Consider the following 23,109-nt stretch of genomic DNA (forward strand, 5'->3'; position numbering starts at 1 on the left):
GCCCGTGATTGCGTCACCGCGCTGCCACCGCCGGCACGATACCGGTGCGGCAGCCACAACCAAGGACAAGATATGTTCAATCAACACTCCGTGGAAATCGAATGGGCAGGCCGCCCGCTGAAGCTCGAGACCGGCAAGGTTGCCCGTCAGGCTGACGGCGCCGTCATCGCAACCTACGGCGAGACGATGGTTCTCGCGACCGTGGTTTCCGCAAAGTCTCCGAAGCCCGGCCAGGACTTCTTCCCGCTCACCGTCAACTACCAGGAAAAGACCTACGCAGCCGGCAAGATCCCCGGCGGCTACTTCAAGCGCGAAGGCCGCCCGAGCGAAAACGAGACCCTCGTTTCGCGCCTGATCGACCGCCCGATCCGCCCGCTCTTCCCTGAAGGCTACAAGAACGACACGCAGGTCGTCGTCACCGTTATCCAGCACGATCTGGAAAACAATCCGGACGTCCTATCGATGGTTGCGGCTTCCGCAGCGCTGACGCTCTCTGGCGTTCCCTTCATGGGCCCGGTTGGCGGCGCGCGCGTTGGCTACATCAACGGTGAATATGTCCTTAACCCGCATCTGGACGAAATGGACGAGTCTGTTCTCGATCTCGTCGTTGCCGGTACGCAGGACGCCGTTTTGATGGTTGAGTCCGAGGCCAAGGAACTCAACGAAGAAATCATGCTCGGCGCCGTCATGTTCGGTCATCGCGGCTTCCAGCCGGTTATCGACGCGATCATCAAGCTCGCCGAAGTTGCCGCCAAGGAACCGCGCGAATTCGAACCGGAAGATTTTTCCGCTCTCGAAAACGAAATGCTCGGTCTTGCTGAAACCGAACTGCGCGCCGCCTACAAGATCACCGAAAAGGCCGCCCGTTACGCCGCCGTCGACGCCGTCAAGGCCAAGGTGAAGGCACACTTCCTGCCGGAAGAAGGCGAAGCCAAGTACACGCCGGAAGAAATCGGCGCTGTCTTCAAGCACCTTCAGGCCAAGATCGTTCGCTGGAACGTTCTGGACACCAAGAGCCGCATCGACGGCCGCGACCTGTCGACCGTTCGTCCGATCGTTTCGGAAGTTGGCCTGCTGCCGCGTACCCACGGTTCGGCGCTGTTCACCCGCGGCGAGACCCAGGCGATCGTTGTTGCGACCCTCGGCACCGGCGAAGACGAGCAGTATGTCGACAGCCTCACCGGCATGTACAAGGAACGCTTCCTGCTGCACTATAACTTCCCGCCCTACTCGGTCGGCGAAACAGGCCGCATGGGTTCCCCGGGCCGTCGCGAAATCGGTCACGGCAAGCTCGCATGGCGCGCTATCCGCCCGATGCTGCCGACTGCAGAGCAGTTCCCATACACGCTACGCGTTGTTTCCGAAATCACCGAGTCCAACGGCTCCTCGTCGATGGCAACCGTTTGCGGCACCTCGCTTGCACTGATGGACGCCGGCGTTCCGCTGGCAAAGCCGGTTGCCGGTATCGCCATGGGCCTCATCCTCGAAGGCGAGCGCTTTGCGGTTCTCTCCGACATCCTCGGTGACGAAGACCACCTCGGCGACATGGACTTCAAGGTCGCAGGTACGGCCGACGGCATCACCTCGCTTCAGATGGACATCAAGATCGCCGGTATCACCGAAGAGATCATGAAGATCGCTCTCGAGCAGGCACAGGGTGGCCGCAAGCACATTCTCGGCGAAATGGCCAACGCCATCACCGAGAGCCGCGGCCAGCTCGGCGAATTTGCACCGCGCATCGAAGTCATGAACATTCCGGTCGACAAGATCCGTGAAGTCATCGGCTCCGGCGGCAAGGTCATTCGCGAAATCGTCGAAAAGACCGGCGCGAAGATCAACATCGAAGACGACGGCACCGTCAAGATCGCCTCTTCTTCCGGCAAGGAAATCGAAGCGGCCCGCAAGTGGATCCACTCGATCGTTGCGGAACCGGAAGTCGGCGCCATCTATGAAGGCACTGTTGTCAAGACCGCTGACTTCGGCGCTTTCGTCAACTTCTTCGGCGCGCGTGACGGCCTCGTCCACATCTCGCAGCTCGCTTCCGAGCGTGTTGCCAAGACCTCCGACGTCGTCAAGGAAGGCGACAAGGTCTGGGTCAAGCTGATGGGCTTCGACGAGCGCGGCAAGGTTCGCCTGTCCATGAAGGTTGTCGACCAGGCGACCGGCAAGGAAGTCGTTGCAGACAAGAAGAAGGAAGACGGCGAAGCCGCTGCCGAATAAGGCAGCCCCGCCAGACCCTATCGAGGCGCGGGTTTTGCCCGCGCCTTTTTTCTATTTGACCTTGAGGATGCTCCCATGAGCCGTGACGCCGTGAAAACCCTTTTCCACCCCTTTGCCTCGGACATGCTTTCCATGCCGAAGGAGGGCGAACGCGTTCTGTTTCTGGGAGCGGAAGCCGGTCCGCGGCTGGATGGATTCGACGCGGAGATCGTCGCGGTTCAACATCTACGTCCGCTTTATCGTGCTCTGCAGGCTCAAGGCGCAGAAGTGACTCCTGATATTTCGGGCGAAGATTACGATGTGGCTCTGCTGCTTTGCGGCAAACATCGCGGCGAGAATGAAAACCGCGTCGCCGAAGCGCTTTCGCGCGTAAAGGCCGGCGGCCTCATCGTCGCAGCCGGATCGAAAGAAGACGGTATCGTGACGCTGCGCAAGACGTTGGCGAAACTTGGCATCGAAGCGGAATCGACACCAAAATACCATGGCGTCGCGCTCTGGTTCAAACGACCGGACGATGTTGCGGCCGTCGTATTGAAGCTCGCCCAGAGGCCGGTAACGGTTGAAGGCCGCTTCACCGCCCTCCCCGGCATGTTTTCCCATGACCGCGTGGATGACGGCTCGGAACTGCTCGCATCGCGCCTGCCGACCGATTTTGACGGCAACGCCGCCGATTTCGGCGCGGGCTGGGGTTACCTCTCCGTCATGCTGGCCGAGAAATCGCCGCGCACGGCCCGTATCGATCTGTTCGAAGCAGACTGGAACGCGCTGGAATTTGCAAAGACCAATCTTCTCGAAAACAATCCGCGGCTGACGGCGCGCTTCTTCTGGCAGGATCTGGCAAACGAGCCGCCGAAGGAAAAATACGACCTCATCATCATGAACCCGCCTTTCCATGCGGCGGGACAGGCAGCAGAACCTGCCCTCGGTCAGGCCTTCATCAAGGCTGCCGCCGGCGCGCTGCGCAGCGGCGGCAAGCTGCTGATGGTCGCCAATCGCGGAATGCCCTATGAGCCGGTGCTCGCGGCTGAATTCCGCACCAGCACTGAAGTGTGCCGCAACGCCCGCTTCAAGATTCTGAGCGCCCAGAAATAATCAAGGCCGCGGAATAATCAGCTCAACAGCCATGCCCATAGCGACACGGAAAGAACGCCGGTCGCTGTGGAAATGCTGATGGTGGAGGCGGCAACGCTGTGGCCGATGCCGAAGCGGTTGGCGATAAGCCAGGCATTCACTCCCGTCGGCACCGACGAGGTGAGCACGAGCGCCGCCGTCCATTCCCGGCTGAGACCGAGCGCATGACCCATTGCCCACACACAGGCGGGCAGCAGCAGGAGCTTGAACACCGTCATGGTGACGGCAATACCCATATTGCCGCGAATGGTGTATTTGGTCAGCGCCATGCCAAGCGAAATAAGCGCCGCCGGCCCCGCCATAGACGCGATCTGATCGACCACGGTTTTCAGAATGGGCGTTAATGCGACGCCGGAGACATTGGTCGAAAGCCCGATGACAAGGCCGATCACCAGCGGATTGGTGATGAGATTGCGGCCCACCTGCCTGAACACCGCAGCCATGCTGCGCCTTTCGCCGCCGACCGCCTTGTGTGTGGCGTTTTCCATGAGGATCGTGCCGGCGATCATCATCACCGGCAGGTGAATGGCGAGCAGGATGGAGAGAGCCACCAGCCCCTCATCGCCGACGGAGCGTCCGACCAACGGCAGGCCGATGAAGATATTGTTCGCAAATGCTGAGGAAATGCCGGCAATGACGGCAATGCGCATATCCTGCCTGAAGACATAACGGGTGACGATATGCCCGACCGTCCAGGTGACGGTCACGCCGGCGAAATAGGTGATCCAGAGCCGGAACGGCGATGCGCCGTGAAAATTCGCTTCCGCAAGCGTGCGGAAGATCAATGTCGGCACCGCGATCTTGAACACGAAGTCACTGAGAATATCGCCGGCATCGGCCCTGAACAGACCCGCCTTGACGGTGAGCCACCCGATAAGGATGAGAATGAAAATCGGGGCGACATTCGCGGCAACGGCAGACATGGAGGGAAAGCTTTCGCGGCTTTTGCGGGAGATAATCCGCTTTAGAGCGTTTTCCACGGGAATGGAATCGCGAAAACGCTCCCACTCTTTGTTTTCTCCACATGGCGCCCAAGAAAGACAAAACTCTTGAGCCGCTTTGGGTAGAAAGCTCATCTTGGCCCGTAAAATCCGCAAGGCCTAACGTTACTAAAAAAGAAAAAGCGGGGTCTCCCCCGCCTTTTATGTCCGTTATATGCCGCCAGTACATCCGTGGCGGAGATAACGGTTGAGCCAGAAGACCATCATGTCTTCCATTCCGGTATGCATTCACACACCTTTTGCTCTGACAAATGAAATAACCTACCTACATTACAAGCAGATGACGCGTTTTCGCTCCTCGCGCGGAACCGCATATTTTCTGTTTGGGCTTTTCTTGCCGCCAGAAATGTTTAAGACCTTTCGAAAAATACGCACACCCCGTGCGAAACGGATAGGGCCTATGACGAAATTCGACGTACTGACTGTCGGCAATGCCATCGTCGACATCATTTCCCGCTGCGACGATCGCTTTCTCAACGACAATGCCATTACCAAAGGCGCGATGAACCTCATCGATGCGGAACGGGCGGAGCTGCTTTATTCGCTGATGGGGCCGGCTCTTGAAGCCTCCGGCGGCAGTGCTGGCAACACGGCGGCGGGCGTGGCGAATTTCGGCGGCAGAGCCGCCTATTTCGGCAAGGTGGCCGAAGACCAGCTCGGGGAAATTTTCCAGCACGATATCCGCGCACAGGGTGTTTATTTCGAAACCAAGCCGGAAGGCACGTTCCCGCCGACCGCCCGCTCAATGATCTTCGTGACCGAAGACGGCGAGCGTTCGATGAACACCTATCTCGGCGCCTGTGTTGATCTCGGCCCGGAAGACGTGGAAGAAGATGTGGTGGCTGAGACAAAGGTTACCTATTTCGAAGGTTACCTGTGGGACCCGCCGCGTGCCAAGGACGCCATTCGCGAATGCGCCCGCATTGCGCATGAGAATGGCCGTGAAGTCTCCATGACTCTCTCCGACAGCTTCTGCGTCGGCCGCTATCGCGACGAGTTTCTGGACCTGATGCGCTCCGGCACGGTGGACATTGTTTTCGCCAACAAGCAGGAAGCGCTTTCGCTTTACGAAACCGACGACTTCGAGCTTGCACTGACCAGAATCGCCGCCGACTGCAAGATCGCCGCGGTGACGATGAGCGAGGAAGGCGCCGTCATCCTGCGCGGAACGGAACGTGTGAAGGTTGAAGCCTATCCGGTGCATGACGTTGTCGACACGACGGGCGCCGGCGATCTTTTCGCCGCAGGCTTCCTGTTCGGCTATACGCAGGACCGTTCGCTCGAAGATTGCGGCAAGCTTGGCTGCCTTGCGGCTGCCGCCGTCATTCAGCAGATCGGCCCGCGCCCGATGTCATCGCTCAAGGCGCTTGGCGAAAAGCACGGCCTTATTTAAAGGCTTCGCCCGGGTAAGCACCCCAGATTTCACCTTGCGAAACCCAGCCCGAGGCCTGACCGGCCTCGGCGCGGCACCAGTCGCCATTGCATTCGCCGATCCTGAAGACGACGCCCGGCTCAAGCCGCGCCACAACGGCAGCGCCCGACTGCGCCTCGCGGCGCATGTTCACGTAAACTTCCTTGCCCTTGCCACGCATCCACGGGGCCGCAACGGCCGTTCGCTCACCGGAGAGCAGGGCCTGATTGACCCAGCCTTCCGTACCATCGGCATCGCGGATGCGCCGCCAGTTTTCATATTCCTGGATGATTTCGACCGGCATTCCCGATTTCAAATACATCCAGGACACGGCATAATCCGTACTCGGGCCGATGCGCATATTGACGCGCTTTGATTTCAGGCTGACAAAACGCGGCAGCGGCAGGCCGCTCGCGCCTTTGGCGGCGCCCTGCGCCATGACTTCGGTTGCCGCACCGAAGAGGCCCAAAGACAATGCAATGCAAACGATAGAAACCACACTGCGCATGCCCATTTCCGTTTCCCGCCTTCTGCAAACCGGATGATATTTAAGGAGGCTCGTTTCCACATGCCTCAAGCTTCAGCGAGTTTTGTTTGTCTTCGCCGGTGGGTCTGGTAGAAACGCCCTGATTGAAAGAAATTATCGCTCTTTCTGGTTAATGACTTCTGAACAAGGCAGCGGCAAACGATGACCCACAAGAAGAGACCGACAGTCTATATAACCCGCAAATTGCCTGACGTCGTCGAAACCAGAATGCGCGAACTCTTCGATGCCGAACTGAATATAGACGATACGCCGCGCAGCGAGACAGAGCTTGTCGCCGCCATGCAAAGGGTAGACGTGCTCGTGCCCACCGTTACCGACCGCATCACCGCAGCGATGATTGAGCAGGCAGGACCGCAACTGAAACTCATCGCCAGCTTCTCCAACGGTATCGACCATGTGGATGTGGATGCCGCGGCCCGAAAGGGCATTACCGTCACCAACACGCCCAATGTGCTGACTGAGGACAGCGCCGACATCACCATGGCTCTCGTGCTCGCCGTGCCGCGCCGCATGATCGAAGGCACGCGGGTGCTTGCCAATGGCGCGGACGAGTGGCTCGGCTGGTCGCCGACATGGATGCTGGGACGGCGCATTTCCGGCAAGCGCATCGGCATTGTCGGGATGGGCCGCATCGGAACGGCGGTGGCACGGCGCGCCAAGGCCTTTGGCCTCTCCATTCATTATCACAATCGCAAACGCGTCAATCCGGCAACGGAAGCAGAGCTTGAAGCGACCTATTGGGACAGTCTCGACCAGATGCTGGCGCGGGTGGATATCGTCTCCGTCAATTGCCCCTCGACGCCCGCGACCTATCACCTGATCTCGGCCCGGCGGCTGGCCCTGATGCAGCCCACCAGCTACATCGTCAATACCGCGCGCGGCGATATTATCGACGAGGCGGCGATGATCCAGTGCCTGCGCGAAGACAAGATCGCAGGCGCCGGTCTCGATGTCTATGAGAACGAGCCTGCCGTAAACCCCAAGCTCATCAAGCTGGCCAAGGAAGGCAAGGTCGTGCTGCTTCCGCATATGGGCTCTGCAACAATCGAGGGCCGTATCGAGATGGGTGATAAGGTCATCATCAACATCCGCACGCTATTCGACGGCCACCGTCCGCCGAACCGGGTGCTGCCGGGGCGGAACTGAGCCGGTTCAGCCGATGAATTTGGTCATTTCGATCGAGGTCGTGCGATTATAGCCGGCATGGGCGTTTTCGGCGGTCTTGACGAAACCCCAGGCGGCGAATTTGGTATGATTAGCGATAAGCTCGATGCGAGTTTCCAGCCGCAGCGCCGGTAACGCCAATTCGCGGGCGAGCGCTTCGGCCTGCTCCAGCAGCATCCCGCCTATACCCTTTCCCTGCGCTTTGGGGGAAACACAGAGTTTGCCGACATAAAGACAGGCCGGCGGCTCCGGTCGGCAAAATAGGCAACCGACAATCTCATCGCCATCAAGCGCCACGAAAGCGATCTCCGCCCTCGCCTTCTCGGCAAGATTTTCCAGCGTCAGGCGATGAGCCGAAGACGGCGGGTCGATGACGCCATCCATATAAGCGAAGGAGGACACGATAAGCGCCAGCAATTCCTGCCAGCGATCGAACTCCTCCCCGATCCTGACAATCTCCGTCATGGTTTTTTCCCTCCTGGACGCCGCTTGTATCGCACGGTTTCGAAACGGGCCGACAGGGCGTCATAGAGGAGCAGGCGACCGATCAACGGCTCTCCGGCACCGGTGATAACCTTGATCGCCTCCATGGCCATAAGCGTACCGATAACCCCCGTCAGCGCGCCGACAATGCCTGTTTCCGCGCAACTGGGAATGAGGCCCTGCGGCGGCGGTTCCGGAAACAGGTCACGATAGCCGGGCAGCCGAGCGCCCTCGGTATTTGTCCCATAGGGTTTCAGCACCGTCACCGAACCATCAAAACGGCCGACAGCTCCCGTTACCAATGGTCTTTTCGCAGCCTCCGCGGCATCGGCGGCCGTATAACGCGTATCGAAATTATCCGAGCCGTCTATAAGGAGATCGAAGGATTGCAGATGGTCATGCGCCCAGACCTGCGAGAAACGTTCTTCATACATAAGCGTGCGGACATGCGGATTGAGCCGGGCGATAGTCTGGCGGGCACTTTCCGTTTTCAACTCGCCAATGGTGCCGGTGTCATGGATCACCTGCCGCTGGAGATTGGAGAGGGAGACCACATCATCATCGATCATGCCGAGCGTGCCGACACCGGCGGCGGCAAGATATTGAAGGACGGGAGCGCCGAGGCCGCCGGCGCCTATTACCAGCACCCGTGCCGCCTTCAGCCGTTGCTGCCCGGTGCCACCGATTTCCGGCAGCAGAATGTGCCGCTTGTAACGTTCGATTTCTTCCGGGCTCAGCGGGTCCATGCCGTACTCCATTTCTCTGCCGTCATGCCGTGATGCCCCCATGGGAGACATTAAAGAACTGTGCCCGCTCGCCGAGAGCGGAGAACATGGCCGCATCCGTTCCGGTCATGAAACTCTGACCGCCCAGCGCGTGGATGAGATCGAACAGGGCGGCCCGCCTGCCCTCGTCCAGATGGGCGGCAATTTCGTCCAGCAATAGAACCGGCGCATAACCGGTCATATTGGCTGTCAGTTGCGCATGGGCAAGCACCAGCCCCACCAACAACGCTTTTTGCTCTCCGGTCGAACAGCGTTCGGCTTCCATGTCCTTTTCCGCGTGGCGCACGAAAAGATCGACACGGTGCGGCCCCTCCAGCGTGCGGCCTGCGGCCGCGTCCCGATACCTGCCGTCCCGCAGCATAAGACCATATTCGTCTTCCAGATCGACAGCCGGACGGTTGAGCCTGTCATCCATAAAGCCGGCAAGCGACAGCGCCGCGGATGGGAAGGCTGCATTGCCAGCCCTTCCTTCGATCAGGGTCTTCAGCAGGCCGAGCATTTCATAACGGGCGACCGCCATGGAGATGCCGAGTTCCGCCATCTGTTTTTCAATGCCATCCAGCCAGACCGGATCAAAACGGCCTTCCGAAAGCAGGCGGTTGCGGCCACGCATGGCCTTTTCGAAATCGCTTGCGCGCCGGCCGTGACCCGGATCGAGCGACAGGACCAGCCGGTCGAGAAAACGCCGGCGGTCCGATGACGAACCGGTAAAGAGGCCATCCATGGCAGGCGTCAGCCACAGAACCCGCAAATGGTCGGTCAATTCATCGACGGACTTCACCGGCGTGCCGTTCAGCCGCAGGCGACGCGATACCACCTCGCCATCACCTTCGATCCCGGTGCCGATCGCGACCTCACCATCCATGCCCTCGACATCGGCGAAGATCGAAAACCCGGTTGCCTCTGCACCCACGCGGGTGACGTCGGACAGGACGGCACGGCGCAGGCCACGTCCCGGCGAAAGAAACGAAACCGCCTCCAGAAGGTTGGTCTTGCCGGAACCGTTGTCACCGGTCAGCACCACGTGGCGCCCATCAAGCACAAGTGCGGCGGCCGCATAGTTGCGGAAGTCCGTGAGTTTAAGTCGGGAAAGCGACACCTTGTTCGTCATCTTTACGGCCTAAAACGAAGCTGGCCGGATGGCAAGGTGGCGAATGCCCGAGCCCATCGACGAGCGTCAAAACCACGCGAATTATTCAGTAGTGGCAACTTTTTTAGCGGGCAGCTATTTATGGACTTTCGTTGTCACCGGTAACCCGTCCATGCGCCTCATTCTTTCTTTCGTTCTTATGATCAGCCTTCTGTCATCCTGCGCCGGACGGCCGGGAGCGGATGTGCTGCAAGCCGTCAATACAAGGGCGAAGGACGCTAAAATCGTTACGGCCTATGTGGCGAGTACGCGTGAAAAAAGCGAAGAGGCAAAAAAGGGGTTCAGCGCCCTTCGCGCGGCCGAGCCGAATTATGCCCGCTTCGATATTTCGATACCACCGACCCACAAGAGCGGAAAAATCGAATGGTCGACTGGAAAACCGGATGCCAAGAAGGATTTCGTCGTCACACAGGCGCAGATGCTGGATAGGGCGAGTTTCAACAGCGACCTCGGCGATATTACGCGATCCCGCAAGCAGATCGCGCTTTTTGTGCACGGTTATAACTACAGCTATCAGGAGGCACTTTTCCGCGCAGCGCAGATGGCTGCCGATGCCAATCTCGATGGCGTACCGTTGGTTTTTTCCTGGCCATCGCAGGCCAATGTCACAGGCTATGTGGCGGACAAAGAATCGGCGACTTATTCGCGCGATGCCCTTGCCAATCTGCTGACCGATCTTACGCGCCAGTCTCCACGCAAGAACATCTTCGTCTTCGGTCACAGCATGGGCGGCTGGCTGGTCATGGAGGCGCTGCGACAGCTGCGCTTCGAGGGCCGAAATGACGTTATCGCCAAGCTGCAGGTGGTGCTGGCCGCACCCGATATCGATGCCGATGTTTTCCGCAAGCAGATCGAGGTGGTCGGAAGGCTCAATCCGCCGCTCACGGTCCTGGTCTCCAAGGATGACCGCGCCCTCAAGGCTTCGTCCATCCTGGGTGCGGACGTGACACGGATTGGCGCACTTGATGTCACCGATCCCAAGGTGCAGGACGCGGCGTTGAAGGAAGGTGTCCAGTTCGTGGATATTTCCAACCTGAAAGCCTCGGACCCGCTCAATCATGACCGCTATGCCGCACTGGCGTCGCTCGTGCCGCAACTGGAGACGAGCCGCAACAGCAATGGACAAAACGGCCTCGGTCGCGCCGGCGCCTTCGTGTTCGATGCAATCGGCGCAACCGTCTCCAGCCCCTTCCGGCTTGCGAGCCAGGTGGTGAACCCGCAATAGTGTGCGGGCTCGTGCTGACAGTTCCGGCTTCAGAAATCCCAGTCTTCATCCTCGGTGGCGACCGCCTTGCCGATGACATAGGACGAACCGGAGCCTGAGAAGAAGTCGTGATTTTCATCGGCATTGGGCGAGAGCGCCGAAAGGATCGCCGGATTGACCCGGCAGGCCTCGGCGGGAAACAGCGCTTCATAACCCAGATTCATCAGGGCCTTGTTGGCGTTGTAATGCAGGAACTGCTTGACGTCTTCCGTCAGGCCGACACCGTCATAGAGATCCTCGGTATATTTCGCCTCGTTGTCGTAAAGCTCGAGCAGGAGATCAAAAGCGAAGTCCTTGATCTCTTGCCTTTGCGTCTCGCCAAGGCGGTCCAGCGCCCGCTGGAACTTGTAACCGATATAATAGCCGTGCACGGCCTCATCGCGGATGATGAGGCGGATGAGGTCTGCCGTGTTGGTGAGTTTGGCACGGCTTGACCAGAACATCGGCAGGTAGAAGCCGGAATAGAACAGGAAGCTTTCCAGAAAGACGCTGGCGATCTTTTTCTTCAGCGGATCGCCGTTGTCATATTCCCGCATGATGATCGCGGACTTGCGTTGCAGAAACTCGTTTTCCTCCGACCAGCGATAGGCGTCGTCAACGTCAGGCGTGGAGCACAGAGTCGAGAAAATCGACGAATAGGAACGGGCGTGCACCGCCTCCATGAAGGAGATATTCGAAAGCACGGCCTCCTCATGCGGCGTCGCCGAATCCGGCATCAGGCGCACGGCGCCGACGCCGTTCTGGATGGTGTCGAGCAATGTCAGCCCGGTGAAGACACGGATCGTCAGTTTCTGCTCTTCCGGCTTCAACGTCCCCCAGGAGGGGATATCGTTGGAGAGCGGCACCTTTTCCGGTAGCCAGAAATTCGAGGTCAGGCGGTTCCAGACTTCAAGGTCCTTGTCGTCCTCAATGCGGTTCCAGTTGACCGCGCGGATGCGGGACGCGGGTTTTACGGCGATATTCATTCTTTTGTCCCTCAAATCAGAGCGTGCAGGAAACGCAGCCCTGAACCTGCGTGCCTTCCAGCGCCATCTGGCGCAACCGAATGTAGTAGATGGTCTTGATGCCCTTCTTCCAGGCGTAGATCTGCGCCCGGTTGATATCGCGCGTCGTGGCCGTATCGCGGAAGAACAGCGTCAGCGACAGGCCCTGATCGACATGCTGGGTGGCCGCCGCATAGGTGTCGATGATCTTTTCCGGGCCGATCTCATAGGCATCCTGATAATATTCAAGATTGTCGTTCGAGAGATAGGAAGCCGGATAATAAACGCGGCCGATCTTGCCCTCTTTGCGGATTTCGATCTTCGAGACAATCGGATGAATGGAGGATGTGGAGTGGTTGATATAGGAGATCGAACCCGTTGGCGGTACGGCCTGCAGGTTCTGGTTATAGAGACCTGATGCCATCACGTTCTGCTTCAGTGCCTTCCAGTCGTCCTGTGTCGGAATGGCAATGCCGGCCTTTTCGAAGAGCTCACGGACCTTTTCCGTCGCGGGCAGCCATTCCTTTTCGGTATATTTGTCGAAATAGTCGCCCGAGGCATATTTGGAGTTCTCAAAGCCCTTGAAGCTCTGGCCCCGTTCTACGGCCAGCCGATTGCTGGCACGGATGGCGTGATAGGTGACGGTATAGAAGTAGATATTGGTGAAATCGACGCCTTCTTCGGAGCCATAAAAGATGCGTTCGCGCGCCAGATAACCGTGCAGGTTCATCTGGCCGAGGCCGATAGCGTGGCTCGCATCATTGCCCTTTTCCACCGAGGGAACGGAGGAAATGTGGCTCATATCCGATACCGCCGTCAGCGCCCGGATGGAGGTCTCGATGGTCTTGCCGAAATCGGCCGAATCCATTGCCGCAGCAATGTTGAGCGAGCCGAGATTGCAGGAAATATCCTTGCCCATTTGGCTATAGGAGAGATCGGCGTTGAACTCGCTGGCTTCGCTGACCTGCAGGATTTCCGAGCAGAGATTGCTCATGCTGATACGGCCGGCAATCGGATTGGCGCGGTTCACCGTATCTTCGAACATGATGTAGGGGTAACCGCTCTCGAACTGGATTTCGGCGATCACCTGAAAGAATTCGCGCGCCTTGATCTTCTTCTTACGGATGCGGCTGTCGGCTACCATTTCATGGTATTTTTCGGTGACCGAGATTTCGGTGAAAGGCACGCCATAGATCCGCTCCACATCATAGGGCGAAAACAGATACATATCCTCATTATTGCGGGCGAGTTCGAAGGTGATATCGGGGATCACCACGCCGAGCGACAGCGTCTTGATGCGGATTTTCTCGTCGGCATTTTCGCGCTTGGTGTCGAGGAAGCGCATGATATCCGGGTGGTGGGCGTGCAGATAGACCGCGCCGGCACCCTGGCGCGCGCCAAGCTGGTTGGCATAGGAAAAGCTGTCTTCCAGCAGCTTCATCACGGGAATGACGCCGGATGACTGGTTTTCGATCTGCTTGATCGGCGCGCCGGCTTCGCGAATATTGGTCAAGGACAGGGCCACGCCGCCGCCGCGCTTGGAAAGCTGCAACGCCGAATTGATGGAGCGGCCGATGCTTTCCATATTGTCTTCCACACGCAGCAGAAAACACGAGACCAGCTCGCCGCGGCTCTTCTTGCCGGCGTTGAGGAATGTTGGGGTTGCCGGCTGGAAGCGGCCGGAAATGATCTCATCGACCAGATTGCGGGCAAGCTGCTCATCACCGCGCGCAAGGGCCAGCGCCACCATGCAGACGCGATCCTCGTAACGCTCGAGGTAACGTTTTCCGTCGAAAGTCTTCAGCGTGTAGGAGGTATAATATTTGAACGCCCCAAGAAATGTCGGAAAGCGGAATTTCCGGGCATAGGCTTCGTCATAGAGGTCGCGAACGAAATTGAAGGAGTACTGGTCCAGTACCTCCTGCTCGTAATATCCTTCCGCCACCAGATAATCGAGCTTTTCCCTGAGATTATGGAAAAACACAGTGTTCTGGTTGACGTGCTGGAGAAAATATTGCCGGGCAGCCAGGCGATCCTTGTCGAGCTGGATTTTCCCGTTCTCGTCATAAAGGTTCAACATCGCGTTCAGCGCGTGGTAGTCCAGAGCCGCATCAACCGGTTTCTGGCTTGCGGCTACGGGCTGTTTGGCATCCTTGCGCAGCGCGCTTGAGGTCAGCGTGTCCAAAATCGTTCCAATCCATGTTTGACGTTGGCGACATCTTCTTCCGTGCCGAGAAGCTCGAAACGATAGAGAAACGGCACAGCGCATTTACGCGAGACGATATCTCCGGCGGATGCGAAAGCTGCGCCAAAATTCGTGTTGCCCGCCGCGATGACGCCGCGAATGAGATTTCGGTTGGAGGGCTCGTTCAAAAACCGGATGACCGGTTTCGGCACGGCCCCTTTTGTACCGCCACCCCCATAGGTGGGGGTGACGAGCACATAGGGCTCGGACACGTGGGGAACATCTTCCTCAACGCCAAGCGGCAGGCGAAACAATCGCCGTCCCAGTTTCAGAAGGAAACGATGGGTGTTTTCAGAACGGCTGGAATAATAGACGATCAGGCCCATCGCCCTGCCGCCTCAGCTGATCGCGCCGATCATATCCGGCCGGAAACCCGCCCAATGGCGTTCGCCGGCAACGACCACCGGAACCTGCATGTAACCGAGGCCACGAACATGATCGAGCGCGTCAGCATCTTCGGAAATATCGATGATCTCATAGGGAACGCCGATGCGGTCGAGGGCGCGGTAAGTGGCAGTGCATTGGACGCAGGCCGGCTTGCTGTAAACGGTGACGGTCATAATTTCCTCTCTCGAAGCCGGTTTCGGACACGGCTCAACATTGCCGATTGCAATCACAATCGGGCGGCGATGGATCTTTCATTAGGGTGGGCATGCGCAGCTTTTAGCCGCGTAAAATCACTGTCTACGCCGACGAGCGCAGCAACTCAAACAAATGCACTGGCATGACTTCACCCCGAAGCTTGTTCTGGAGGGGGCAGAAAAGGGCGCACGCAAATCATTTGCGTCAGACACCTTCCTCCGGACACCCCGCCCGTGGACGTTTGCGCTCAAGGCAGGTCTCCTGACTTGCGGGTCACAACATCTATTCCAGCCTTCCCGGTGCGCTAAGCTCCAGTGACCCAAATCGGAACGATGCTCGCCGCTTACAGTTGCGGGGGCAGTTTCGGCCTTGCTTCGCCCTGATGGCGTCACGCACCGAATTCCCGTCTTAGCTCCCAATCCTTGCGAATCGGAAGAACCTCGAACACCACATATAGTATATGAGGATTTTTTTGCGTCAATGAATAGACACAGGAAAGCCCTACCCTGTGGATCAAAAAGATTCAACACATGGTTAACAATGGCTTAACAGCACATGCGTGCCGTCGCTCAAAGAGAGAAAAGCGTTAATCTATTCCCAGATATCGATGCGAATATCGGCGGGACGGGCGTTTTCGATCACCCTTTTTCCGTTGGGAAGATCGTTTTCGAACAGTTTGGCGTGGATTTGAGCGGCATCGAGGCCATAGCCCTCCCATCTGTTTCGCAGCCTCTCTTCAAGCACCGCCACGGATGGACCCACGAAGATGGTGAGATCGAAACTCTCGGAAAGCACGGTCCAGGGCGCCTCATTGAGCAGCAGATAATTGCCTTCGGCAAGGATCAGGCGCGTGTCCGGCGCAATCGCTCGGGCCGAGGCAATGGCGATTTCGCGGGAGCGGTCGAAAACCGGGACAAGAACTTCCTGCCCGCCCTTGCGGACGGCGGAGACGATATCAAGGAAGCCGCGAACGTCGAATGTTTCGGGCGCACCCTTTCGCGGCAGCAGCCCCCGTTCTTCAAGAATGCCATTGTCCATATGGAAGCCGTCCATGGGCAGGACGGCGGCCGTTTCGCCTCGTGCGAGCAAAGCATCACAAAGCGCATCTGCCAGCGTGGATTTGCCGGCCCCAGGGGGACCGGCAATGGCGACGATAAAACGGGATTTACCTTCTGCCCGCCGAAGAACATCCTCGGCGATCGTTTCAAGCTTCAGCGTCATGCGGCAAGCGTTTCCTTCGGCGCTTCCTTGGCACCGGTCATGAAGGCGACGGCATCCGACATCGAATAGTCCTTCGGATTGATGACGCACAGGCGCTTGCCCAGCCGGTGGATATGGATGCGATCCGCGACCTCGAAGACATGCGGCATGTTATGCGAGATCAGGACGATCGGCAGGCCGCGGGAGCGCACGTCGAGGATAAGCTCCAGAACACGTCGGCTTTCCTTGACACCAAGTGCCGCCGTCGGTTCGTCGAGGATGACGACCTTGGAGCCAAAGGCTGCCGCACGCGCCACCGCCACACCCTGACGCTGACCGCCGGAAAGGGTTTCCACCGCCTGATTGATGTTCTGAATCGTCATCAGGCCGAGTTCCGACAGTTTCTCGCGGGCGAATTTTTCCATGGCCGGGCGGTCCAGCGCCCGGAACAAACTGCCCTGAATGCCGGATTTACGGATTTCCCGCCCGAGAAACATATTGTCGGCTATGGAAAGCGCCGGCGAAAGCGCGAGGTTCTGATAGACCGTCTCGATGCCGGCCTTTCGCGCCTCGATTGGCGAGCGGAACTGGACGGGCTGGCCTTCTAGTCTGATCTCCCCTTCATCGGGTGTCACGGCACCGGAAATCGCCTTGATGAGAGAGGATTTGCCGGCGCCGTTGTCGCCGATCACGGCCAGGATTTCTCCGGGATAGAGATCGAAATCGGCATGGTCGAGGGCGGTCACACGACCATAGCGCTTGACGAGACTGCGTGCTGTGAGAATGGGTTCTTTTGCCATCAGCCTGCTACCTTTCTGATCCACTGGTCGATTGCTACAGCCATGATGATGAGGACGCCGATCAAGAGATAGGTCCATTGCGGATCTGTTCCGATAAGCCGGAGGCCGAGCGAAAAGACGCCGACGATCAACGCACCGAAAATCATACCCATAATCGAGCCGCGCCCGCCGAACAGCGAAAGGCCGCCGATAACCACCGCAGTGATGGATTCGATATTGGCGAATTGGCCAGCCGTCGGTGAAACCGAGCCGATGCGCCCGATCAAGGCCCAGCCGGCAAAGGCGCATATGAGGCCGGACAGGGTGTAAACGGTCGTCAGCATGCGCTTTACGTTGACACCGGCAAGTTCGGCGGCATCCGGATCGTCACCCACCGCATAAAGATGGCGACCCCAGGCGGTGCGATTCAGCACGTACCAAAGCAGGGCGACGAGCAGGACCATGGCGATGACGCCATAGGTGAAGACCGCACTGCCGAAGCGGACGCTGCTACCGAAAAATTGCAGGATAGGCGCTTGCTGGGCAATGTCCTGGGCGCGGATTGTTTCGTTGGCGGAGTAGAGAAAATTGGTGGCCAGCACGATCTGCCACATGCCGAGCGTGACGATGAAGGGAGGCAGCCGCATGCGCGACACCAGAATACCGTTGATGAAACCGCAAAATGCGCCGACGGCAAGGCCACAGAGAATGGCGAGTTCCGCCGGCAAGCCGTAACGGAAGGTGAACTGCCCCATGATGACGGAGGACAGGACCATGATCGCGCCAACCGACAGATCGATGCCCGCCGTCAGGATGACCAGCGACTGCGCCGCGCCGACAATACCGACGATGGCGACCTGCTGCAGAATAAGGGTCAGCGTGAAGGCCGAGAAAAACTTGCCGCCGAGAAGCAGGCCGAAAACTATCAGCGACAGCACCAAAACGATAAGCGGAACGGCCGCCGGGCTGGAATGGAGAAAGTGCTGCAGTTTTTCCAGCACACTCTTGTCGTGCGTATCGAAAGCGGCGACCTGCGTCGAACTTCCCGAAAGCACCTTTTCAAATTCATTATGCGGCTGAGGCCGCACCGGTTGATCGCTCATGGATTTTCCTCCCGATCGCTCTATCGCGCCCGCCCTGACGCCGGGGTCCTATCTCCAAAGAGAATGACGCGTAGATTTCAAAGTGTTGTGAAGCGGCCCTTATCATCCCCGCAGGACGCGTGACGCGCTCGTTTGTTCCTTTGTCCGATCCCCCGGATCGTGCCTGATATTCATTCGGTCCAAGGGCGGGGGCACGAATGCCCCCGCGGGTTTCAACGGCGAGGCATCAGCCCCAGCACTTGTTGAGACCTTCCTTCGTATCGATCGAATCGAGGCCCTTGACCGGCTTGTCGGTCACCAGCGTCACGCCGGTATCGACGAAGTTCTTGCCTTCGGTCGGCTTCGGCTTTTCACCCGTGTCGGCAAACTTCTTGACGGCTTCGACGCCGAGAGCCGCCATCAGCAGCGGGTATTGCTGCGAGGTCGCCCCGATCACGCCTTCCGCCACGTTCTTGACGCCCGGGCAACCGCCGTCGACAGAAACGATCAGAACATCCTTTTCACGGCCGACCGCTTTCAGCGCCTCATAAGCACCGGCTGCTGCGGGCTCGTTGATGGTGTGGACGACATTGATAGTCGGATCCTTCTGCAGCAGATTTTCCATCGCAGCGCGGCCGCCTTCTTCGTTACCATTGGTGACGTCATGGCCAACGATGCGCGGATCGTCCTCGTCGCCGATCTTGTTGATGTCCTTCACGTCGATGCCAAAGCCCTTCATGAAGCCCTGGTTGCGCAGCACGTCCACTGTCGGCTGGGAGGGGGTGAGGTTGAGGAAGGCGATTTTCGCATCCTTGGCCTTGTCGCCAAGCGTACCGGCAGCCCATTTGCCGATCAGTTCACCGGCAAGAAGATTGTCGGTGGCGAAGGTGGAATCGGCAGCATCAACGGGTTCGAGTGGCGTATCGAGGGCAATGACCAGAAGGCCGGCATCACGCGCCTTCTGTACTGCTGGAACGATGCCCTTGGTATCCGATGCGGTAATCAGGATACCCTTGGCACCATCGGCAATGCAGGTTTCGATGGCGGCCACCTGGCTTTCGGAATCGCCATCGATCTTCCCGGCATAGGATTTCAGCGTCACGCCAAGTTCCTTGGCCTTGGCGGTCGCGCCTTCTTTCATCTTGACGAAAAAGGGATTGGTATCGGTTTTGGTGATGAGGCAAACCGAGGTATCGGCCGCAGACGCAACGGACGCGAAAGAAACGCCAAGCGCAAGCGCGCCCAGAAGAGCGGAAACAGTGGTCTTCATGAGATCCTCCCAATGGATATTTGAGCACCGTGACGGTTACCCGACGATCCCGTCTCCTCCGAGATCGACGACCGTTGGCTCAGATGGAACCACCAAAGGAAACGCCTGTCAATAAATAAATCCGATTGAATTATTAATTCCCTATGGCATTCTAATATGCGGCAGGGAGGAATATCGCCACGTCGTTTAACGTTGCGATAGCACGATTGCCATAAAGCCTGCTGTATCGGTCGCGGCGGATATTGCGGGCGGGAGGATGACATTATGAGACAATCTGTCGAGACGGCGCCCCCGGCGGCGCCCACCACCATGGATATAAGCGGCGGCGCCAACCAGGTCGGCGTGCGCGCTTATAATGAGCGGCTCGTGCTGTCTCTCGTTCGTCGCCACGGCGGACTGTCAAAAGCTGAGATATCAAGACTTTGCGGCCTTTCAGCACAGACCGTCTCGGTTATCATGCGCTCACTTGAAAAGGACGGGCTTCTCATTCGCGGTGAAAGACTGCGCGGCAAAGTCGGCCAGCCATCGACGCCGATGCGGCTTAATCCCGACGCCGTTTTTTCTTTCGGTGTGAAGATCGGCCGACGCAGCGTCGATCTCGTGCTGATGGATTTTGTCGGCCGGATCAGGCTCAAGCTGCGCAGAACCTACCCCTACCCCCTGCCGGAATGGATATTGCCGTTCGTGATCGACGGCATAACGGAACTCGAATCGAAGCTTTCCCCTGCGGAGCGGGAGAAAATTGCCGGCGTCGGCGTCGCCGCTCCATTTGAATTGTGGAACTGGGCGCAGGAAGTGGGTGCACCGCAGATTGAAATGGAGCGGTGGCGGGGCGTCGATATCCGGTCGGAAATTGCTGAAAACGTCAGCTATCCGGTTTTTCTGCAGAACGACGCCACTAGCGCCTGCGGCGCCGAACTGGTTTTTGGTGCAGGCCAGCACTATCCGGATTTTCTTTACGTCTTCATCGGCTCTTTCATAGGCGGCGGCGTCGTTTTGAATTCGGCGCTGTTTTCCGGAAAGACGGGAACGGCCGGCGCCATCGGCCCCCTGCCGGTGCAGGGGCAGGACGGCAATACCGTCCAGCTTCTGAAAATCGCGTCGATCTTCGTTCTGGAAAACATGTTGCGCGAAAAGGGCATCGATCCGCGACCCCTGTGGTTTTCCCCGGACGAGTGGATCGATTTCGGCGAACCGCTGGAAAGCTGGATCAGGAAAACCGCCGCGGCGCTGGCGCAGGCCGTCATTGCCGCAGCCTCCATCATCGATTTTTCAAGCGTCATCATCGATGGCGGTTTTCCCGACTGGGTCAGAACAAGGATCGTCGCCGCCACCCGCCTTGCCCTTAAACACCACGATCTGCAGGGCGTCACGGTGCCTGACATCATCGAAGGCGCGGTCGGTAGCCAGGCGCGGGCAATCGGCGGCGCCAGCTTGCCCCTATTTTCGCGCTATCTCATCGATCAGAACGTTCTGTTCAAGGACACGACCGGCTGAGCCTTCGCAGCGCTCTGTGATTTCATGAATAGGCTATCAATTTGGATATCTTCAGGTCACTCGCCAGCGGCGTGCTGCATGATCGCCGCCAGAAAGGCAGGCCCGTATCGTTCCAGCTTGGTGTCCCCGACGCCGGGAATCTCAGCCATTTCCTTCGCCGAGGCCGGTTTTATCGCCGCGAGTTCCATGAGGGTCTTGTCGTGGAAAATCACATAGGGCGGAACGTTCTGTGCCCGGGCGATCTCCATACGCTTGGCACGCAGCGCCTCAAAAAGGCTGCGATCGGATTCCGGCAAGACCGTCGATACCGTGTTGCGCGGCGTCTGCTGCCGTGCGGAACGGGGAGCGGATGGTATCCTCAGCATTAATGCCGGTTTTTCACGCAGGAACCGCCGTCCATCCTCGGAGATGGACAGGCCGCCATGTCCGGACAGATCCACTTCAATCATGCGTAACGCAACCAGCTGACGCAGGATGGCGCGCCACGTGCGGTTGTCGTGCTCCTTCCCTATCCCGTAGGTGGTAATGCGGTCATGGCCGAAGCGGGAAATCCGCTCGTCCTCGACACCCAGCAATACGCGGATGACATAGGCCTGGCCAAAACGTTCACCCGTGCGATAAATACAGGACAGAAGTTTCTGCGCGGCGATGGCCCCGTCAAACAGGTCCGGCGGCTCGGCGCAGGTATCGCAATTGCCGCAGGGCTCGCACCGGTCGCCGAAATAGGAGAGCAGAACCTGCCGGCGGCAACTGGCCGTTTCTGCGAGGCCGAGCAGCGCATCGAGCTTCTGGCGCTCCATATATTTGCGTTGGTCCGCGGCATCAGATTCTTCGATGAAACGATTGCGCAGGGCAATATCTTCATAGCCATAGAGCATGAGCACGTCCGACGGCAAACCATCACGACCGGCTCGGCCTGTTTCCTGATAATAGGCCTCGATACTGCCGGGCAGGTCGACATGCACCACGAAGCGCACATCCGGCTTGTCTATACCCATGCCGAAAGCGACGGTCGCGACGATGATGACCGCCTCGCCGTGCTGGAAACGGGTCTGGTTTTCCTCACGGGCGGCCTTGTCCATGCCGGCGTGATAGGGCAACGCATCGCGCCCCTCCTCCCGCAGCCATGCCGCCGTTTCGTCCACCTTGCGTTTGGAAAGGCAATAGACGATACCGCTCTCACCGTCGCGATCCTTCAAAAAGCGCTTCAGCTGCGCACGCGGATTGTCCTTTTCCATGATCGCATAGCGGATATTAGGCCGGTCGAACCCAGCAATGAAGGCATCGTGTTCTTCAATCCCCAGGTGACCGAGAATTTCGGCGCGCGTGGGTTCGTCGGCCGTCGCCGTCAGCGCCATGCGCGGCGTATCGGGAAAACGCTCGATCAGCGCGTCGAGCTGGCGGTAGGGCGGCCGGAAATCATGCCCCCATTGCGACAGGCAATGGGCCTCGTCGATGGCGATCAACGACAGGTCGATGGATTGCAACGCATCGAGTACATCCGGCTTGAGCAGGGTTTCCGGCGCGGCATAAAGAATATCGACCTTGCCGGCCCGCATGTCCCGCCATAGCGCGCGCCGCTCTTCCGGGGAAAGATCGGAATTGAGGGCTTCGGCCCGCACCCCGGCCTGACGCAGGGCAGCGACCTGATCGACCATCAGTGCGATGAGCGGCGAAACGATCAATCCCATGCCATTACGAGCAAGCGCAGGGATCTGGTAACAAGGCGACTTCCCGCCGCCGGTCGGCATCAAAACGAAGGCATTGTTTCCCGCCATTACATGCCGAATGATGTCTGCCTGCCTTCCGCGAAACGCATCGTAGCCATAGACGGTCTTGAGGATATGCAAGGGATCAGCGGTCACGGCGGTTTTTGTCCGAAGTGGAAAGATTGTGCATCATCACGGTTTTGGGATCGATGGCAATGGCGAAGATGGCTTTGTTCATGGAAGTAGATTGTGGGATTGGCTTTGTGATCAGCGGCCTAGTTTTTCCCTGACGGCCCAATTTCATAAGTCCCGAAACACAAAAAACCCCGTCGCGATTGCGACGGGGTTTTGTTTTGATATTTGGTTGCGGGGGCAGGATTTGAACCTGCGGCCTTCAGGTTATGAGCCTGACGAGCTACCGGGCTGCTCCACCCCGCGTTACCCGCGCATTCGGCGAAGCCGAATGTCGCGTCTGCGTCGTTGCTTTAGCGACGACGGAACTCTGGCGGAGTAAATTGCGGAGCAATTTATCTCCTTTAAGGGGCGCACCTGATTTTGTACGCCATTTTTATTGCCTTTAAATCTTTGCCTTGAATGACAAAAGGC

The 23,109-nt window shown here is 58.4% G+C and carries 20 protein-coding genes, 1 tRNA gene and 1 riboswitch; of the genes, 6 read left to right on the plus strand and 15 right to left on the minus strand.

Going from position 1 to position 23,109, the window contains the following annotated elements:
• Positions 1-72: 72 nt before the first annotated feature.
• Both pnp and PL597_RS22425 read left to right on the plus strand, forming a co-directional pair.
• Entirely contained in the window at positions 73-2,220 is a 2,148-nt protein-coding gene (gene pnp, locus PL597_RS22420) for a polyribonucleotide nucleotidyltransferase (protein WP_077983279.1), read from the plus strand.
• Positions 2,221-2,295: 75 nt separating this feature from the next.
• On the plus strand, positions 2,296-3,312 hold the full coding sequence (locus PL597_RS22425) for a class I SAM-dependent methyltransferase (RefSeq protein ID WP_269826208.1): 1,017 nt from the start codon (positions 2,296-2,298) through the stop codon (positions 3,310-3,312).
• Positions 3,313-3,329: 17 nt separating this feature from the next.
• Here PL597_RS22425 and PL597_RS22430 read toward each other — a convergent pair whose 3' ends face one another.
• Positions 3,330-4,274: an AEC family transporter gene (locus tag PL597_RS22430; protein ID WP_077983301.1), complete on the minus strand. Its 945-nt coding sequence runs from the start codon at positions 4,272-4,274 to the stop codon at positions 3,330-3,332.
• A 478-nt stretch (positions 4,275-4,752) separates the two neighbouring features.
• Between PL597_RS22430 and PL597_RS22435 the strand changes: the two genes are divergently transcribed.
• Positions 4,753-5,745: an adenosine kinase gene (locus tag PL597_RS22435; protein ID WP_271366278.1), complete on the plus strand. Its 993-nt coding sequence runs from the start codon at positions 4,753-4,755 to the stop codon at positions 5,743-5,745.
• Here the strand turns inward: PL597_RS22435 and PL597_RS22440 are convergent.
• Positions 5,738-6,271, minus strand: coding sequence for an SH3 domain-containing protein (locus tag PL597_RS22440; protein WP_169538602.1), 534 nt, complete (start codon positions 6,269-6,271; stop codon positions 5,738-5,740). The genes PL597_RS22435 and PL597_RS22440 overlap by 8 nt on opposite strands.
• Positions 6,272-6,451: 180 nt before the next feature.
• Between PL597_RS22440 and PL597_RS22445 the strand changes: the two genes are divergently transcribed.
• Positions 6,452-7,456 carry a 2-hydroxyacid dehydrogenase gene (locus PL597_RS22445; protein ID WP_077983282.1) on the plus strand — a complete coding sequence of 335 codons (1,005 nt, stop codon included), beginning with the start codon at positions 6,452-6,454 and terminating at the stop codon, positions 7,454-7,456.
• 6 nt (positions 7,457-7,462) lie between these two features.
• Here the strand turns inward: PL597_RS22445 and PL597_RS22450 are convergent, their stop codons facing one another.
• From PL597_RS22450 to recF, 3 genes are read right to left on the minus strand one after another with little or no spacing between them, the layout of a single operon-like run.
• Positions 7,463-7,939 carry a GNAT family N-acetyltransferase gene (locus tag PL597_RS22450; RefSeq protein ID WP_142914234.1) on the minus strand — a complete coding sequence of 159 codons (477 nt, stop codon included), beginning with the start codon at positions 7,937-7,939 and terminating at the stop codon, positions 7,463-7,465.
• Positions 7,936-8,703, minus strand: coding sequence for a molybdopterin-synthase adenylyltransferase MoeB (locus tag PL597_RS22455; protein WP_271366279.1), 768 nt, complete (start codon positions 8,701-8,703; stop codon positions 7,936-7,938). The genes PL597_RS22450 and PL597_RS22455 overlap by 4 nt, the downstream gene beginning before the upstream one ends.
• A gap of 22 nt (positions 8,704-8,725) precedes the next feature.
• Positions 8,726-9,853, minus strand: coding sequence for a DNA replication/repair protein RecF (gene recF, locus PL597_RS22460; protein WP_137409535.1), 1,128 nt, complete (start codon positions 9,851-9,853; stop codon positions 8,726-8,728).
• Positions 9,854-10,004: 151 nt separating this feature from the next.
• On the opposite strand from recF, the gene PL597_RS22465 reads away from it, so the two are divergent.
• Positions 10,005-11,117 (plus strand): alpha/beta hydrolase, encoded by a 1,113-nt coding sequence (locus tag PL597_RS22465; RefSeq protein WP_271366281.1) that lies wholly within the window; start codon positions 10,005-10,007, stop codon positions 11,115-11,117.
• A 29-nt stretch (positions 11,118-11,146) separates the two neighbouring features.
• On the opposite strand, the gene nrdF is transcribed toward PL597_RS22465, so the two are convergent.
• From nrdF to PL597_RS22505, 8 genes are all read right to left on the minus strand, one after another.
• Positions 11,147-12,121 (minus strand): class 1b ribonucleoside-diphosphate reductase subunit beta, encoded by a 975-nt coding sequence (gene nrdF, locus PL597_RS22470; RefSeq protein ID WP_271366282.1) that lies wholly within the window; start codon positions 12,119-12,121, stop codon positions 11,147-11,149.
• Between the two features lie 16 nt (positions 12,122-12,137).
• Positions 12,138-14,324 (minus strand): class 1b ribonucleoside-diphosphate reductase subunit alpha, encoded by a 2,187-nt coding sequence (gene nrdE, locus PL597_RS22475; RefSeq protein ID WP_269825325.1) that lies wholly within the window; start codon positions 14,322-14,324, stop codon positions 12,138-12,140.
• A complete protein-coding gene (nrdI, locus tag PL597_RS22480) occupies positions 14,312-14,710 on the minus strand; it encodes a class Ib ribonucleoside-diphosphate reductase assembly flavoprotein NrdI (RefSeq protein WP_020812691.1) in 399 nt (132 codons plus the stop codon). Before nrdI ends, nrdE begins: the two co-directional genes overlap by 13 nt.
• A 12-nt stretch (positions 14,711-14,722) precedes the next feature.
• Positions 14,723-14,944 (minus strand): glutaredoxin-like protein NrdH, encoded by a 222-nt coding sequence (nrdH, locus tag PL597_RS22485; RefSeq protein ID WP_020011298.1) that lies wholly within the window; start codon positions 14,942-14,944, stop codon positions 14,723-14,725.
• Between the two features lie 256 nt (positions 14,945-15,200).
• Positions 15,201-15,424: riboswitch (cobalamin riboswitch) on the minus strand.
• Positions 15,425-15,557: 133 nt separating this feature from the next.
• Positions 15,558-16,187 carry a nucleoside triphosphate hydrolase gene (locus PL597_RS22490; RefSeq protein ID WP_269825324.1) on the minus strand — a complete coding sequence of 210 codons (630 nt, stop codon included), beginning with the start codon at positions 16,185-16,187 and terminating at the stop codon, positions 15,558-15,560.
• Positions 16,184-16,966 carry an ATP-binding cassette domain-containing protein gene (locus tag PL597_RS22495; RefSeq protein WP_077983293.1) on the minus strand — a complete coding sequence of 261 codons (783 nt, stop codon included), beginning with the start codon at positions 16,964-16,966 and terminating at the stop codon, positions 16,184-16,186. The genes PL597_RS22490 and PL597_RS22495 overlap by 4 nt, the downstream gene beginning before the upstream one ends.
• Complete coding sequence (locus PL597_RS22500; protein ID WP_269825322.1) at positions 16,966-18,048, minus strand: ABC transporter permease; 1,083 nt, start codon at positions 18,046-18,048, stop codon at positions 16,966-16,968. The genes PL597_RS22495 and PL597_RS22500 overlap by 1 nt, the downstream gene beginning before the upstream one ends.
• A gap of 226 nt (positions 18,049-18,274) precedes the next feature.
• Positions 18,275-19,297: a sugar ABC transporter substrate-binding protein gene (locus PL597_RS22505; protein WP_077983295.1), complete on the minus strand. Its 1,023-nt coding sequence runs from the start codon at positions 19,295-19,297 to the stop codon at positions 18,275-18,277.
• Between the two features lie 264 nt (positions 19,298-19,561).
• Between PL597_RS22505 and PL597_RS22510 the strand changes: the two genes are divergently transcribed.
• Complete coding sequence (locus PL597_RS22510; RefSeq protein WP_077983296.1) at positions 19,562-20,794, plus strand: ROK family transcriptional regulator; 1,233 nt, start codon at positions 19,562-19,564, stop codon at positions 20,792-20,794.
• Between the two features lie 56 nt (positions 20,795-20,850).
• Here the strand turns inward: PL597_RS22510 and recQ are convergent, their stop codons facing one another.
• Positions 20,851-22,659 (minus strand): DNA helicase RecQ, encoded by a 1,809-nt coding sequence (gene recQ, locus PL597_RS22515; protein WP_271366284.1) that lies wholly within the window; start codon positions 22,657-22,659, stop codon positions 20,851-20,853.
• Between the two features lie 205 nt (positions 22,660-22,864).
• Positions 22,865-22,941: transfer RNA gene (locus PL597_RS22520), tRNA-Met, on the minus strand.
• Positions 22,942-23,109 lie beyond the last annotated feature (168 nt).

The sequence above is a fragment of the Agrobacterium sp. ST15.13.013 genome (assembly GCF_027956525.1).
In the GTDB taxonomy this organism is placed as follows: Bacteria; Pseudomonadota; Alphaproteobacteria; order Rhizobiales; family Rhizobiaceae; genus Agrobacterium; species Agrobacterium salinitolerans.